This window comes from Photobacterium rosenbergii, from assembly GCF_003026455.1.
Classification (GTDB): Bacteria; Pseudomonadota; Gammaproteobacteria; order Enterobacterales; family Vibrionaceae; genus Photobacterium; species Photobacterium rosenbergii.
Window position 1 is genome coordinate 427,197 of sequence record NZ_PYMB01000002.1, and the last position, 14,669, is coordinate 441,865.

Annotated in this window: 16 protein-coding genes; 13 read left to right on the forward strand and 3 right to left on the reverse strand. The window is 46.4% G+C overall.

Annotation, left to right across the window (positions count from 1 at the left end):
• Positions 1-423: 423 nt before the first annotated feature.
• Positions 424-747 (forward strand): four helix bundle protein, encoded by a 324-nt coding sequence (locus C9J01_RS08930; RefSeq protein WP_107297782.1) that lies wholly within the window; start codon positions 424-426, stop codon positions 745-747.
• Between the two features lie 85 nt (positions 748-832).
• On the opposite strand, the gene hutC is transcribed toward C9J01_RS08930, so the two are convergent.
• Positions 833-1,543, reverse strand: a complete 711-nt coding sequence (hutC, locus tag C9J01_RS08935; protein ID WP_107297783.1) for a histidine utilization repressor — start codon at positions 1,541-1,543, stop codon at positions 833-835.
• Positions 1,544-1,665: 122 nt separating this feature from the next.
• Here hutC and yqfB point away from each other — a divergent pair, with 122 nt between their 5' ends.
• The 5 genes from yqfB (at position 1,666) to rplT (ending at position 5,377) form a co-directional block, all read left to right on the forward strand.
• Complete coding sequence (gene yqfB, locus C9J01_RS08940) at positions 1,666-1,983, forward strand: N(4)-acetylcytidine aminohydrolase (RefSeq protein ID WP_107297784.1); 318 nt, start codon at positions 1,666-1,668, stop codon at positions 1,981-1,983.
• 220 nt (positions 1,984-2,203) lie between these two features.
• On the forward strand, positions 2,204-4,135 hold the full coding sequence (gene thrS / locus C9J01_RS08945) for a threonine--tRNA ligase (protein WP_107297785.1): 1,932 nt from the start codon (positions 2,204-2,206) through the stop codon (positions 4,133-4,135).
• A gap of 3 nt (positions 4,136-4,138) precedes the next feature.
• Entirely contained in the window at positions 4,139-4,690 is a 552-nt protein-coding gene (infC, locus tag C9J01_RS08950) for a translation initiation factor IF-3 (RefSeq protein WP_082060595.1), read from the forward strand.
• 96 nt (positions 4,691-4,786) lie between these two features.
• The gene (gene rpmI, locus C9J01_RS08955) at positions 4,787-4,981 is read left to right on the forward strand and encodes a 50S ribosomal protein L35 (protein WP_007469870.1); all 195 of its coding nucleotides are present in this window, start codon (positions 4,787-4,789) and stop codon (positions 4,979-4,981) included.
• A gap of 42 nt (positions 4,982-5,023) precedes the next feature.
• A complete protein-coding gene (rplT, locus tag C9J01_RS08960; RefSeq protein ID WP_007469869.1) occupies positions 5,024-5,377 on the forward strand; it encodes a 50S ribosomal protein L20 in 354 nt (117 codons plus the stop codon).
• An 87-nt stretch (positions 5,378-5,464) separates the two neighbouring features.
• On the opposite strand, the gene C9J01_RS08965 is transcribed toward rplT, so the two are convergent.
• Positions 5,465-5,917 carry a hypothetical protein gene (locus tag C9J01_RS08965; protein WP_107297786.1) on the reverse strand — a complete coding sequence of 151 codons (453 nt, stop codon included), beginning with the start codon at positions 5,915-5,917 and terminating at the stop codon, positions 5,465-5,467.
• Positions 5,918-6,175, reverse strand: a complete 258-nt coding sequence (locus C9J01_RS08970; RefSeq protein ID WP_107297787.1) for a YiaA/YiaB family inner membrane protein — start codon at positions 6,173-6,175, stop codon at positions 5,918-5,920.
• Between the two features lie 205 nt (positions 6,176-6,380).
• Here C9J01_RS08970 and pcp point away from each other — a divergent pair, with 205 nt between their 5' ends.
• The 7 genes from pcp to btuD all read left to right on the forward strand — a co-directional run bounded on the left by pcp (position 6,381) and on the right by btuD (position 14,635).
• Positions 6,381-7,067, forward strand: coding sequence for a pyroglutamyl-peptidase I (pcp, locus tag C9J01_RS08975; protein ID WP_107297788.1), 687 nt, complete (start codon positions 6,381-6,383; stop codon positions 7,065-7,067).
• 152 nt (positions 7,068-7,219) lie between these two features.
• On the forward strand, positions 7,220-8,203 hold the full coding sequence (pheS, locus tag C9J01_RS08980) for a phenylalanine--tRNA ligase subunit alpha (protein WP_107297789.1): 984 nt from the start codon (positions 7,220-7,222) through the stop codon (positions 8,201-8,203).
• A gap of 18 nt (positions 8,204-8,221) precedes the next feature.
• A complete protein-coding gene (pheT, locus tag C9J01_RS08985) occupies positions 8,222-10,609 on the forward strand; it encodes a phenylalanine--tRNA ligase subunit beta (protein WP_107297790.1) in 2,388 nt (795 codons plus the stop codon).
• A 594-nt stretch (positions 10,610-11,203) separates the two neighbouring features.
• The gene (gene ihfA / locus C9J01_RS08990; protein WP_039462335.1) at positions 11,204-11,500 is read left to right on the forward strand and encodes an integration host factor subunit alpha; all 297 of its coding nucleotides are present in this window, start codon (positions 11,204-11,206) and stop codon (positions 11,498-11,500) included.
• 188 nt (positions 11,501-11,688) lie between these two features.
• On the forward strand, positions 11,689-12,750 hold the full coding sequence (gene astE, locus C9J01_RS08995) for a succinylglutamate desuccinylase (protein ID WP_107297791.1): 1,062 nt from the start codon (positions 11,689-11,691) through the stop codon (positions 12,748-12,750).
• 93 nt (positions 12,751-12,843) lie between these two features.
• On the forward strand, positions 12,844-13,836 hold the full coding sequence (btuC, locus tag C9J01_RS09000; RefSeq protein WP_107297792.1) for a vitamin B12 ABC transporter permease BtuC: 993 nt from the start codon (positions 12,844-12,846) through the stop codon (positions 13,834-13,836).
• A 10-nt stretch (positions 13,837-13,846) separates the two neighbouring features.
• Complete coding sequence (gene btuD, locus C9J01_RS09005) at positions 13,847-14,635, forward strand: vitamin B12 ABC transporter ATP-binding protein BtuD (RefSeq protein WP_107297793.1); 789 nt, start codon at positions 13,847-13,849, stop codon at positions 14,633-14,635.
• The last annotated feature ends 34 nt before the right edge of the window (positions 14,636-14,669 follow it).

Sequence of the window (14,669 nt, forward strand, 5' to 3'; positions counted from 1 at the left end):
GGGTTTAATATTCATAATGTATATACAAATAAATAGGCAATTTCAGAGCGAAATTCAAGGTGGGATGTAAATGAAATGTGATCGTAATTGTAATTAATTGCTGACAATCGTCGGGTTATGAGAGGGATCGCACGTTTGAGCGCTGAGAGGTAGAGGAAAATCGGGTGAGGCCAGAGGCCCTGGGTCATAGGTCCTAGGAAAAGAGGGTCCTTGGTGCTAGGACAAGCTCATTTTGAGAGTTAATTGGGACAAACACAAGATACAGAGGGGAGGGCTTAGCGAAGTCTAAGCTTGCTAGTTTTTGTGTAAATTACAAAGAGTTGATTTCATTAAACTGAGCGGTGGCTTTAACTTGCAGAAAAACATTTTGCATTCATTGATTTATGTAATCATCTTTGGAATGCTGACTATTCTGGAGTTGATATGGAGTATTTCAAATTACAGGTATGGCAAGAAAGCTACAAAATAGCTGCGTGTGTTTATCGTTTAATGAGAGGCTGCAAAGATTATGGCTTTAAAGATCAAATAAGTCGTTCTGCTGTTTCTATACCTTCCAATATTGCAAAAGGTTCCTGTGGTGAACTGCTAACACAACTAATGCTTGCTAGAGAGTTTGGATATATAGAGCCTAATAAAGCCAATGAAGTTATTGAAAACACCCAATTGTTAGGCAAAAAGCTAGCTAAACTCATACAGTACAGAAGCGGCCAAGTCAGAGAAGAGGTAGGGAATTACTCTGATTATTAATCGCTCATATCGTTCAGTACTGCTTTTTTGTTGTTTTTATGTAGGCCGAATTCAAAATTTAGGACCCAGGACCCAGGACCCCGCTTCACATTCCAACCTTCGTTCTTGAACTCAGCTTGTACTTATTGCCCGGATGATAAAGCAGGGCAGTGCTGATCAAATTATTGTTGCTCCAGGTTCGTCGATTCAGTAACAGGCAAGGAGACTGTGGGCTGACTTTAAGTAGCTCTGCAATCCTTGGAGGAGGCAAAAGCGCTTCGACGGTATGTTCAATATCACTGAGTGGGCAGGCTTTGACCAAATATTCATTGGGGGTTTGTTCTGTGAAGTTTTGTTCGATATAAGCCGGTGCATGTTCTGGGTTAACCCAACGCTCTTCGAGTTGTATCGGAGCGCTATTTTCGAAATGAACAATTTGGGTGAAATAGACTTCTGTGCCTTGTCGGACCCCAAGGCGTAGCGCAATATCCTCGGTAGCATGGATAATCGATTGAGAAATCACATCGGAAGAATAATGGTGTCCCCGACTTTTTACTTCTTCAGCAATGTTGCGGATTTCCATCAACGGTGATTCGGCTTTCTTGTTGCAGACAAATGTCCCAAGCCGCGGTGTCCTTTCAAGGAAGCCTTCTTTGACCAACTCTGTGATCGCTTTGTTGGACGTCATACGACTTACCGAGAACTGTTCAGACAACGCCATTTCCGTGGGAATCTTATGGCCCGGAGGCCATTGGCGAGAATGAATCTTTTCTAATAAGTAACTTTTGATCTGCTGATAACGAGGTGACTGAGCCATAACGCTTTTCCTAATTGCCTATACAAATCAAAGCAACAAATTATGTTCATTTCAAGTTTATGTGTGATTTTGCGTGAAGTAACTACAGTATTGGGAGGCTTTAGCAACCTGTGGCGGTATGTATGGCGATAAAAGAACTGCTGTTTCTATCCCGTTTTGAAGCGGATATCTTGGCTGGTAAGAAAATTATCACTATCCGTGATGAAGCCGATAGCCATTATGATGCCGGTAGCCGGGTGAATGGTGTGATTTATGAAGAGGGCAGAGTGTTTTGCCAGTTAGATATCGTCGGCGTTGAACCCGTCTCAATCGATACACTTAATCAGAGCCATGCTGTCCGCGAGAATATGCCGTTACAGCAGTTGCGAGATGTACTCGAAGAGATCTATCCCGGAACCAAAGAACTCTTCGTGGTGAGCTTTCAACTGGTAGCCAAGTGACCCAAAAGAGGCTTGGGCATATTAGAAAAATAAATTGTGGCCTAGCTTTGCAATCTGTCATAGGCCTTTGTTATAGTTGCGGCTTCGCTTAGCGGTTTTGGTCTGCTCAGTATTGCAGTGCCGGACCTCTGGGCTTTCTTTTATTTAGCTCTCATAGCTTTATATTTTTAATTCAACATGTCTTGCTTGGTGTGCAAGACCACTGTGAAAGGATATTTACATGCCTGTAATTACTCTTCCTGACGGCAGTCAGCGTCAATTTGACAACCCAGTTTCTACAATGGAAGTCGCGCAATCGATCGGTCCTGGTCTTGCGAAGGCTACTATTGCCGGTCGTGTTAACGGTAACCGCGTAGATGCGTGTGACCTTATCGAAGAAGATGCGAGCCTTGAAATCATCACGGTTAAAGATGAAGTAGACGGTCTTGAGATCGTTCGTCACTCGTGCGCTCACCTTCTTGGCCATGCTATCAAGCAGCTTTACCCTGAAGCGAAAATGGCGATTGGTCCTACTATCGACAACGGCTTCTACTACGACATCGACCTAGATGAGTCGCTTACGCAAGAAGATCTAGAAAAGATTGAAAAGCGTATGAAAGAGCTGGCGAAGACCAAGTACCAAGTTATCAAGAAAAAGGTAAGCTGGCAGGAAGCGCGTGATACATTCGAATCACGTGGCGAACCGTACAAAATGGAAATCCTAGACGAGAACGTATCTCGTGATGACCGTCCGGGCCTATACCACCACGAAGAATACATCGACATGTGTCGTGGTCCACACGTACCACACATGGGTTTCTGTCAGCACTTCACCCTGCTGAATGTTGCGGGTGCATACTGGCGTGGTAACAGCGACAACAAGATGCTTCAGCGTATCTACGGTACTGCTTTCCACGACAAGAAAGCACTTAAAGCACACCTTACTCGCCTAGAAGAAGCGGCTAAGCGTGACCACCGTAAAATCGGTAAGCAGCTAGACCTATTCCACATGCAGCAAGAAGCACCGGGTATGGTGTTCTGGCACCACAATGGTTGGTCTATCTTCCGTGACCTTGAAGTATTTATCCGTGAAAAACTGACTGAATACGGTTACCAGGAAGTGAAAGGTCCACTAATGATGGACCGCGTGCTTTGGGAACGCTCAGGTCACTGGGACAAGTACGCAGAAGCGATGTTCACGACTTCTTCAGAGAACCGTGAGTACGCTATCAAGCCAATGAACTGCCCAGGCCACGTTCAGATCTTCAACCAAGGTCTGAAATCTTACCGTGACCTACCGCTACGTATGGCTGAGTTCGGCTCATGTCACCGTAACGAGCCGTCAGGCGCACTACACGGCATTATGCGTGTACGTGGCTTTACTCAGGATGATGCCCATATCTTCTGTACAGAAGAGCAGGTACAGGCTGAAGTAACTAGCTGTATCGAAATGGTTTACGATACCTACAAGACATTCGGCTTCGACAACATCGTTGTTAAGCTGTCTACACGCCCTGAGAAGCGCGTAGGTTCTGATGAAATGTGGGATAAAGCTGAGTCAGATCTGAAACTTGCGCTAGAATCAATGGAGATCCCTTACGAGATCCAAGAGGGTGAAGGTGCGTTCTACGGTCCTAAGATTGAATTTACTTTGCACGATTGCCTAGATAGGGCTTGGCAGTGCGGTACAGTTCAGTTAGACTTCGCACTTCCTGAACGTCTAGGTGCAACTTACGTTGGTGAAAATAACGAGCGTCATACGCCAGTTATGATCCACCGTGCTATTCTTGGTTCACTAGAGCGTTTCATCGGTATCCTTATCGAAGAGTATGCTGGCTTCTTCCCAACTTGGTTGGCGCCTCAACAGGCGGTTGTGATGAATATCACTGATGGCCAGGCAGAATATGTTCAACAAGTAGTCGAAAAACTTCAAAAATCTGGAATTCGTGTCAATGCGGACTTGAGAAATGAGAAGATTGGCTTTAAAATTCGCGAACATACTTTGAAGCGAGTGCCTTACATGCTTGTTTGCGGCGACAAAGAAGTTGAAGCAGGCGAGATTGCAGTTCGTACTCGCAAGGGTAAAGATTTGGGTAAATTTAAGATTGACGATCTTGTTGCTTACTTGCAGCAAGAGATTAGCAGTCGCAAGCTCAATATTGTGGAGGAATAAGGTATTAAAGGCGGAAGAAGAACCCAAGCACCAGTTAAGCAGAATGCACATCGTCTGAATGGTGAAATTCGTGGCGTACGCGAAGTACGTCTTACTGGTCTTGACGGTGAGTCAATTGGTGTTGTTTCTATCGAAGAAGCAATGAATACTGCTAATGAAGCTGGTGTTGATCTAGTTGAAATCAGCCCTAATGCCGAGCCACCAGTCTGTCGTGTGATGGACTATGGCAAGTACCTGTTCGAAAAGAGCAAGGCTGCTAAAGAGCAAAAGAAAAAGCAGAAACAAATCCAGGTTAAGGAAGTTAAATTCCGTCCTGGTACAGACGAAGGCGATTATCAGGTAAAACTGCGCAACCTGACTCGCTTTTTAGAAGAGGGCAACAAGGGTAAAGTCACACTGCGTTTCCGCGGTCGTGAAATGGCCCACCAGAGTCTTGGTATCGATCTTCTTAACCGAATTAAAGAAGACCTAGGCGACCTAGCGGTTGTTGAGAGCTTCCCTAATAAGGTTGAAGGTCGTCAAATGACGATGATGCTTGCCCCTAAGAAGAAGTAATTACGGCATTCAAGTAGCAAAAGCGCTGCTTAACCGCAGCGCTTTTTGTTCGCCTGATTACTATGTTATTAACTATCAACAATGCGGAGTCTCATCATGCCTAAGATGAAATCCAACAAAGGTGCTGCTAAGCGTTTCAAGAAAACTGCTGGTGGCTTTAAGTTTAAGCACGCGACTAAGCGTCACATCCTTACTAAACGTACTACTAAGAACAAGCGTCAGCTTCGTCCAAACGCTATCCTTCCTGCATGTGAAGTAGCAGCTGTTGCACGTATGCTTCCGTTCGCTTAATCGTTTTTAGTTTTATATTTTAATTTTAGTTAGGAGTCTCCTATGCCTCGCGTAAAACGTGGTGTACAAGCACGTGCACGTCACAAGAAAGTTCTTAAACAAGCTAAAGGTTACTACGGTGCACGTTCACGTGTTTACCGCGTAGCTTTCCAAGCAGTTACTAAAGCTGGTCAGTACGCTTACCGTGACCGTCGCAACAAGAAACGTACTTTCCGTCAACTATGGATTGCACGTATCAACGCTGCTGCTCGTCAGAACGGTATGTCTTACAGCCGCTTCATCAACGGTCTTAAGAAAGCATCTATCGAGATCGATCGTAAGATCCTTGCTGACATCGCTGTATTCGACAAAGCTACTTTCACAGTACTAGTTGAAAAAGCAAAAGCTGCACTGTAATTTCAGTCAGTTTTGATGTGGAAAGGAGAGCTTCGGCTCTCCTTTTTTCTTTTCGGTTGGACGTAAAATAACACTGAAAAGGCATCGTTAGTCATACTGCCCCAGTAACAACTGGTTTTTTGCCAGCATGACATCCAATCCATTTTGTAATCTCTGATCCCCACCTCCTAGTTTGAGCGCCTTCATCGCGTTGGCTTTCAATATCAATACAGTTTCAATCCTTTTCTCTAATCGTGTGATTTGCTGCCTAAGGCGTAGGGCAGACGTGTGACACTTATCTATTGCTTGTTTTAACCGCCAGCTATGGCGTAGCAGGGACTTAAATGCATCGGTTTCACTCTTCTCTGTATTGTCAGATGAGTGAGAGATCATTGCCTCAATCTCCTGCTCGCAATTACTGTGCTGTGCCTCAAGTGCTTGTTGTTCAATCATAAGCTCTGAGAGCTGATCCTCTTTAGCTTTAAGTGATAGCTTGAGCTTTGGTATTTGCTCCACTAACTGGAGGCAAGTTGTGGTTAGCGAACTGTTGAAAATCATCATCTAGTCTTCAAGTTCATTGAGCAATTGGGCGGTTTTGGCTTCTTCCAGTTTCTGGAGAAGTTTTTTAGATTCAGCCTCGTCACGTACGGCTTTACTTAACGTTATAGTGGCACTGATAAGAAAAAGGCTGCAAATGCTGTAATAGCCCTTGATGAGCAGATCGCCCGGTAGCATCACAATACTAATAATCATTGCAGTAACAGCGATAACAAAAGTGAGTTTTGCATAGTTAACCCAGTATTTATCTTGTGAACCCATAGTTTCTATCCTTTAAATGCCAATCAATTGAACGGTGTTTTATTAAGTTAGTGCAGGTTGAAAAATTGTGCAATAAAAAAGCAGGAAAAATATATTTTGGCATTAACTCTGCGAGGGTCTTGGCACGAAATAGAAATATATGGCCATATCAATTACAAGAGGGTGATAATCTTCCTTGATTTTCCATCAAAAATTGAGATGTGGTATGACTCGAGTACTGGTTACAGGTTTTGAACCTTTTGGCGGACAGGCAATTAACCCAACGGCGTTGATAGTCGAGCAACTTCAAACTGGGGAAGTCCAGCAGAAGATGGAGCAGGGTGGTGTGGTGCTGCAGTCCTGCTTACTGCCCGTCGTACAGGGTGACTCGGTGAAGTCTTGTATTCAAGCAATTGAAGCCTTCAAGCCGGATATTGTGTTTATGCTAGGGCAGGCGTCGGGTAGGGAAAATATCAGCTTTGAAAAAGTAGCCATTAACCTTGATGACTTTCGTATTCCAGATAATGCGGGCAATCAACCCATTGACCAGCCCGTGGTAAGTAAAGGCCCTGCGGCTTATTTTACCCAGTTACCAATCAAGACGTTGATGCAGACCTTGAAACAACAAGGAATAGGGGCAGAGATTTCCTATAGCGCAGGCACTTTTGTATGTAACCACTTGTTTTATGGAATAAGCCATTACCTTATGACACAGGCTCATTCAAATACACAATGCGATTTCATCCACGTACCGTTACTGCCAGAGCAAGTTGAAGCCGAGCAGCAGATCACAGGTAACCAATCACTTCCTTCTATGCCATTAGATGCCATGGTTGAGGGCATCGTACATGCGATTATTACTGCAGCCAGTTTCCCTTCGGAGCAGCAAGTGTCGGCAGGAACCATCAATTAATCCAACCTTGAGAGGATTTGGTGTTTTTTTCACGCAATCCAACGGTTTTCTTACGATTGGGTTTGGATTTAGACGGATGTTTCTTTAGTATGTATCGTTACGCGAATTTATATCTCCCTAAAGGACGCCACCTGTAGGTGGATGAGGAAACGATGCAACATCTAGACGAGATTATTGCCAACGCAACGGCAGCTATCGAGCAGGCTGATTCATTAGTCGCTCTGGACGAAGTCCGTGTCCAGTATCTGGGCAAAAAGGGTGAATTGACCCTTCAACTTCAAGGTTTGGGTAAGCTTCCACCAGAAGAGCGTCGCTCTGCTGGTCAGGAAATCAACAAGGCTAAAGGTGCTGTTCAGCAAGCGATCGTCGCTCGCAAAGACGCACTTCAGCGCGCTGAGCTTGAAGCTAAGCTTGCGGCTGAAACTATCGATGTGACCCTACCGGGTCGTCGCATTGAAAATGGTGGCCTACACCCAGTAACGCGTACAGTTGAGCGTATTGAACAGTTCTTTGGTGAGCTAGGCTTTAACACTGAGTCTGGTCCAGAGATCGAAGATGCATTCCACAACTTCGATGCGCTGAACATTGCTGAGGATCACCCAGCACGTACCGACCACGATACATTCTTCTTCAACCCTGATCTAATGTTGCGTACTCACACGTCTGGCGTTCAGATCCGTACGATGGAAAATGGTAAGCCTCCTTTCCGTTTCATCGCTCCGGGCCGTGTATACCGTAACGACTACGATCAGACGCATACCCCAATGTTCCACCAGGTGGAAGGTATGTTGGTTGATGAGAACGTAAACTTCGCGCAGCTTAAAGGCATCCTTCACGACTTCCTATGCAACTTCTTCGAAGAAGAAGTGGAAGTGCGTTTCCGTCCTTCTTACTTCCCGTTTACAGAGCCTTCTGCTGAAGTTGACGTTAAAGGCAAGAACGGTAAATGGCTTGAGGTACTAGGTTGCGGTATGGTTCACCCGAACGTACTTCGCAGTGTAGGTATCGACCCTGAGAAATACTCTGGTTTTGCATTTGGTATGGGCGTTGAGCGTCTAACTATGCTTCGTTACGGCGTAAACGATCTTCGTGCGTTCTTCGAGAACGACCTTCGTTTCCTAAAACAATTCAAGTAATCCAGAGGTTCATACACTATGAAATTTAGCGAATCTTGGCTTCGTGAGTGGGTAAACCCTGCGGTTACAACTGACGAGCTAACTCACCAAATCACTATGGCTGGCCTAGAGGTAGACGACGTACTACCTGTAGCTGGTACTTTTACTGGCGTTAAAGTTGGTCAGGTTGTTGAGTGCGGCCAGCACCCAGACGCTGACAAACTGCGCGTAACCAAAGTTGATGTTGGTGAAGAAGAACTACTAGACATCGTTTGTGGTGCTTCTAACTGTCGTCAGGGCCTAAAAGTGGCTGTTGCGACTGTTGGCGCAGTACTACCGGGCGATTTCAAAATCAAGAAAGCTAAGCTACGCGGCCAGCCTTCTCACGGCATGCTATGTTCATTCACTGAACTGGGTATCGACGTTGAGTCTGACGGTATCATGGAGCTGGCAGAAGATGCGGTAAACGGTACTGATTTCCGTGAATTCCTAGGTCTAGACGACGTAACTGTTGACGTTGACCTAACGGCTAACCGTGCTGACTGTTTCAGCATCCGTGGTCTTGCGCGTGAAGTTGGCGTTTTGAACCGCGCTGACGTGACTGAGCCTTCTGTTGAAGCAGTTGCTCCGTCTATCGACGACACTGTATCTATCGAAGTTAAAGCACCTGCTGCGTGTCCACGTTACCTTGGCCGTGTGGTTAAGAACGTAAACGTTCAGGCAGAAACGCCACTTTGGATGCAAGAGAAGCTACGTCGTTGTGGTATCCGTTCAATCGATCCGGTTGTCGACATCACTAACTACGTTCTTCTTGAACAAGGCCAGCCAATGCACGCGTTCGATCTAGCGAAGATCGACGGTGGCATCGTGGTTCGTATGGCTGAGCAAGGCGAGAAGCTAACTCTGCTAGACGGTACAGAAGCTGAGCTAAACGCTGATACCCTAGTTGTTGCTGACCATAACAAAGCACTAGCTATCGCTGGTATCTTTGGTGGTGAAGAGTCTGGTGTAACAACCGAGACCAAAGACGTGCTACTAGAGTGTGCATTCTTCGCACCTGACCACATCCGTGGTCGCGCACGTAGCTACGGCCTACACACTGATTCTTCTATGCGTTTCGAGCGTGGTGTGGATTACGCACTACAGGTAAGCGCAATGGAGCGTGCTACTCAGCTTCTAGTTGAAATCTGTGGCGGTGAAGTTGCACCTGTTGTTGCTCAAGAGTCAGACGCTGATCTTCCTAAGCCAAACACAGTGGCACTACGCCGTACTAAGCTAGACAACCTGCTAGGTCACCACATTGCTGATGCTGAAGTGGTAGAAATCCTAGAGCGTCTAGGCCTGACTGTTGAAACAACAGAAGCCGGTTGGACAGCGACTGCACCAACATGGCGTTTCGACATCGCTATCGAGCAGGATCTGATTGAAGAAGTTGGCCGTATCTACGGTTACGACAACATTCCAAACCAGAACCCAGCTGCAGCACTTAAGATGCACGACCACGTTGAAGCGAACCTTCCACTTAAGCGTGTTCGTAACCTACTTGTTGACCGTGGTTACCAAGAAGCGATCACTTACAGCTTCGTTGAGCCAGAGCAGCAGAAACTGATTGTTCCTGGTGTTGAGCCGCTAGTCCTGCCATTCCCAATCTCTGCGGAAATGTCAGCGATGCGCCTTGGCCTAATTCAAGGTCTGCTTAACACGGTTGTTCACAACCAGAAGCGCCAGCAGCCACGTGTTCGCCTGTTCGAATACGGCCTACGTTTCATCCCATGTGAAACGGCTGAGAACGGCATGCGCCAAGAGCCAATGCTGGCTGGTGTTATTGCGGGTACTCGCAGCGAAGAGCACTGGGATATCGAAACCAACACTGTTGATTTCTTCGACCTGAAAGGTGATCTGGAAGCTATCCTTGAGCTTTCTGCTAACGAGAAGGCTTACAGCTTTGCGGCTGCTAAGCACCCAGCTCTTCACCCAGGTCAGTCTGCTGCGATCATCGTAGACGGCAAAGAAGTGGGTGTGATTGGTACGGTTCACCCAGAACTAGAGCGCAAGCTTGGCCTGAACGGCCGTACTATCGTATTCGAAATCGAATGGTCTGCGATCAACACTAAAGTGATCCCAGAAGCAGTAGCGCTTTCTAAGTTCCCTGCAAACCGTCGTGACATCGCGGTTGTTGTTGATGAAGCAGTAGCTTCTGGCGACATCGTTAACGCATGCCTAGAAGCGGGCGGTGAGTTTCTGACTGACGCTAAGCTGTTTGACGTTTACGTAGGTAAAGGCGTTGAAGAAGGCAAGAAGAGCTTGGCAATTGCCCTGACTCTGCAGTCTGTTGAGCGCACACTGGAAGACGCAGACATCGCTGGTTCTGTAGATGCTATCGTTGCTCACGTATCTGAGAAGTTCGGTGCGTCACTGCGTGACTAATCGACTTTCTTAATTGCTATGAAAGCCCTGCCATTTCGGCAGGGCTTTTTTTTGGCCCAAATTCACTGATTGCTAGTTACCTATGACGGTAAAACACATTTGGATTACCGCACATCATTAATGCCGTCAAATGCTAGCCCCCGGACATACTCAGTTGGCGTTAAACGCCGGTGTTTTTAAGTCATTGTTTTATAAAATTGTCTATAGCATTGTGATTTTTTTGATCTGAATCTAAATACGGTAACTTTCTGATAGATAGAGATAATTTCTAAGTTGGGGTGGATTGGTAGCAATTTGTGTTGAAAGTTGGGGGTTTTATAGTAATTTTTGCCGGAATTTATTCGAAATAAGCACAACTGGGTGCATGGAATGAGTCCATTTGTGCTAGTAAAAATCAATTATTTAAAGATAAGTTGACATAAAAAAGTTGGCGGAAATCAGCAAGTTGGCATAAACTTGTCTCTAGTTAGGATTGAGCTCAGTGAGGCTGGCTATTTAAGCGGTTTCTGGCTTCTGCCTGACTCGACTAATTCGCTGTGGGAATGGCCTATGTCTTCCTGCAATCCATTCAATATAGTCTTGAGGGAATTATCTATGGCGCTCACAAAAGCCGATTTGGCTGAGAACCTGTTTGAAAATGTTGGATTGAGCAAACGGGACGCCAAGGATACGGTGGAAGTCTTCTTTGAAGAAATCAGAAAAGCGCTTGAAAGTGGTGAACAGGTAAAGCTATCGGGTTTTGGTAACTTTGACCTTCGCGACAAGAACGAGCGTCCGGGAAGAAATCCAAAAACGGGTGAAGATATCCCAATCTCTGCTCGCCGTGTTGTGACTTTCCGTCCAGGTCAGAAACTTAAAGCTCGCGTAGAAAATATCGAAATCGAAAAGTAATCGCGAATTCAATGAAAAACAGAGCCCGGGTAAGGTGTGTAGAACTTACCCGGGCTTTTTTATGTCAGAAGGAAATTGTGTGTCTGATGTTAAATTTATGTTTTTGTATGGTTTCAAAGTGATTTGTGTAGCGGTAAAATGACTGCATTCCATTAGCTCTGGATTAGCTAATAACATGGAGGTGGTTGATGGGAATGCTACAGCAAATAAAGAAAGGGAAGTTTCTCGAGGCAACACTGGATATGGCTCTACCTGAAGAGTCGGGCTCCTGGGAGACGGAATCGGGCATATCTTGTGAGTTGCTGGGCAGGGGCATTCTAAAAATTTCACCGGTTAGCGGTGACCCTATTTCAGGTTCTTCATCAGCAAAAGATATTGTGCTGTCATCGGGGGTACATGGCGATGAAACCAGCCCTATAGAGCTGTTGCAGCGGTTAATTGAGCAAATTCTTTCTGGCGAAATTCAACCTGTACATCGCCTATTAGTGATAATTGGTCATCCTGAAGCCATTAATCTACATCGCCGTTTTGTCGATGAAAATATGAACCGGCTATTCAAGGTTGAAAATCCTGCAACTAACCCTGACTGCATTCGAGCTAACAGGCTTCAAATAGCGGTGAAGGACTTCTTCCTGCAAGGTGAAAAGGATGAGCAGTCTCGCTGGCATTTGGATTTGCACTGTGCCATTCGTGATTCTGCGCATTACACATTTGCCGTCAGTCCTTATTCTAGTCACCAGACACGCCAGCGCGATCTGTTTGCTTTTCTACAGCACAGTGAAATAGAAGCCGCATTGCTGTCAAACTCCCCATCGCCAACATTTAGTTGGTATAGCGCAGAGTACTTTGGGGCACAAGCCTTAACAATGGAATTGGGTAAAGTCGCTCCTTTCGGCCAGAATGATCTGCAACGCTTGTCCTCTTTTTATCAAGCGATGGTCGAATTGGTAACGCAATTATCGCCTAGCTATCAGTGGCAGGAAGAAAAACTCGCAGTGTATAAAGTGACACGCACGCTGATGAAGCAGAGCGAACACTTTATGCTTAACTTCCCAGATGACCAAGCTAACTTCACCATGTATCCACAGGGAACCCTATTAGGGCGCGATGAGGATATTGAATATTATGTGCTGGAAGAGGGCGAAGCGGTGGTTTTTCCAAATCCTAATGTGGCTATTGGCCAGCGAGCCTGCTTGATGGTCAAGAAGACTGATGTCAGCCCAGAAGGGCAGGTACAAGCGCTGGCATAATCTTTTTGTTACCCCGTTCACTAACAGTTGGCTTTTCATTTATGGAGTGAGGCGGTATGGTAAGGCGTTGTTACTTATTATGCCTTCTCACTCATGCTGTTAAATGATCTTCTTGCACGCCGGCAAGCGCGATGGCGCATTGGTTTTGTCTGCGCTTTTATCGCATTATCTGTTGCGTCTTTTCTCGCGCTTTCCGTGGGAGAAATCTTCATCTGGCCTTGGTCGGCTCAGAGCGGCCTTGAGCAGCAGTTGCTGATACAGCTAAGGATGCCCCGTTTATTAGCTGCAATAGCCGTAGGTGCGTCTTTAGCGGCTTCAGGCGCGGTGCTTCAAGTCTTGTTGGGTAACCCGTTGGCAGAGCCTGGTGTATTAGGTATCTCTGGCGGTGCCAGCCTTGCACTCGTCGTATTGTTATTTGTTCTGCCATTTTCACCCACACCTATTTTAATGATGGTAGCGGCAATGTGTGGGGCGTTTCTGTTTACCCTTATCCTTGTTGGCCTATCGCGGCGAAAACGGGTGTCGACAGCCCGCTTGCTGCTCATTGGCGTGGCGCTGGGCATTTTGTCGGGAGCCGCGGTCACCTGGGCCTTTTATTTTAGCGATGACCTTAACCTTCGCATGCTGATGTATTGGCTGATGGGAAGTGTCGCAGGGGTCAGTTGGGAGCAGCTAACACTTCTTTTGTTTGTTCTGCCTGTGCTGCTTTGGCTTTGTCTTCAGGGGCAGAAGTTGGACTTGTTGATGCTCGGCGAGCACCAGGCAAGACAATTAGGGCTCGATGTAGAAGCGAGTCGCTGGCGTTTAATTCTAGTTGTTTCCCTATTGGTTGGCGCCTCTGTCGCTTTGGCAGGTGTCATCGGCTTTATCGGTTTAGTCGTACCGCATTTATTGCGTTTAGCGTTAGGTACGGAAAACCGCTATCTACTGCCCCTTTCAGCGTTATGCGGTGCCTTGTTGTTGGCTCTTGCTGATACCCTTGCAAGGGTGATGTTACCTGCCGCTGAGTTACCGGTAGGGGTGGTGATTACCAGTTTGGGCGCACCGGTGTTTATTTGGATGCTGATGCGTTCACAGATTGATTAAGAGGTTGTGAATGGAAACAAAACAAGAACCACAACCTGTTGTGCTCTCCGCTAAAAACTTAGCTATGCCGCCAAGGTTGCTGCCTGTTTCATTCTTGGTGCGTCGGGGTGAAATTGTTCACCTGATTGGCCCCAATGGGAGTGGAAAAAGTAGCGCGATTTCTATGCTATCAGGCCTGGTTGAAGCCGAAGGGGAAGTGAGCCTCTCCGGTATAGCGCTCGAAAAACTCGATCTTCCCCGGTTGGCGAGAATGCGCAGTTATTTGTCGCAGCAAGACAAACCAGCCTTTGCCGTAGGGGTCTATCATTATCTGTCTCTATCTCTATCACCATTGGGAGAGCTCCCAACTGACGACGTTCAAGAGGCGATAGATGAAGTTTGCGGCGCGTTGAAGATCGTGGACAAGCTCAATCGTAATATCCAGCAGTTATCCGGTGGTGAATGGCAGCGAGTGAGGCTAGCCGCCGCCTGCCTTCAGGTTTGGCCGACATTGAACCCGGATGCCCAGTTACTGCTATTGGACGAGCCAGCCGCCGCATTGGATATTGGCCAAGAAGCAATCATGTACAAGATTATTCGCCGCTTAGCGGGCAAAGGCATAGCGGTGGTGATGGCTAATCATGATTTGAACCGCACTCTTCGAGAAGCGGATAAAGTCATTTTATTAAATAATGGTTCTTGTGTGGCAAAAGGAACGCCTCAGGACGTCATGACAGTGGACACGTTACAAGCTGTCTTTTCTACTCAAATACAGCGAATTGAACATGACGGTAAATCTTGCCTATTGTTTACAGATTAGTGCTGTTTATTGATTACTGCGTATTGCTTATCAA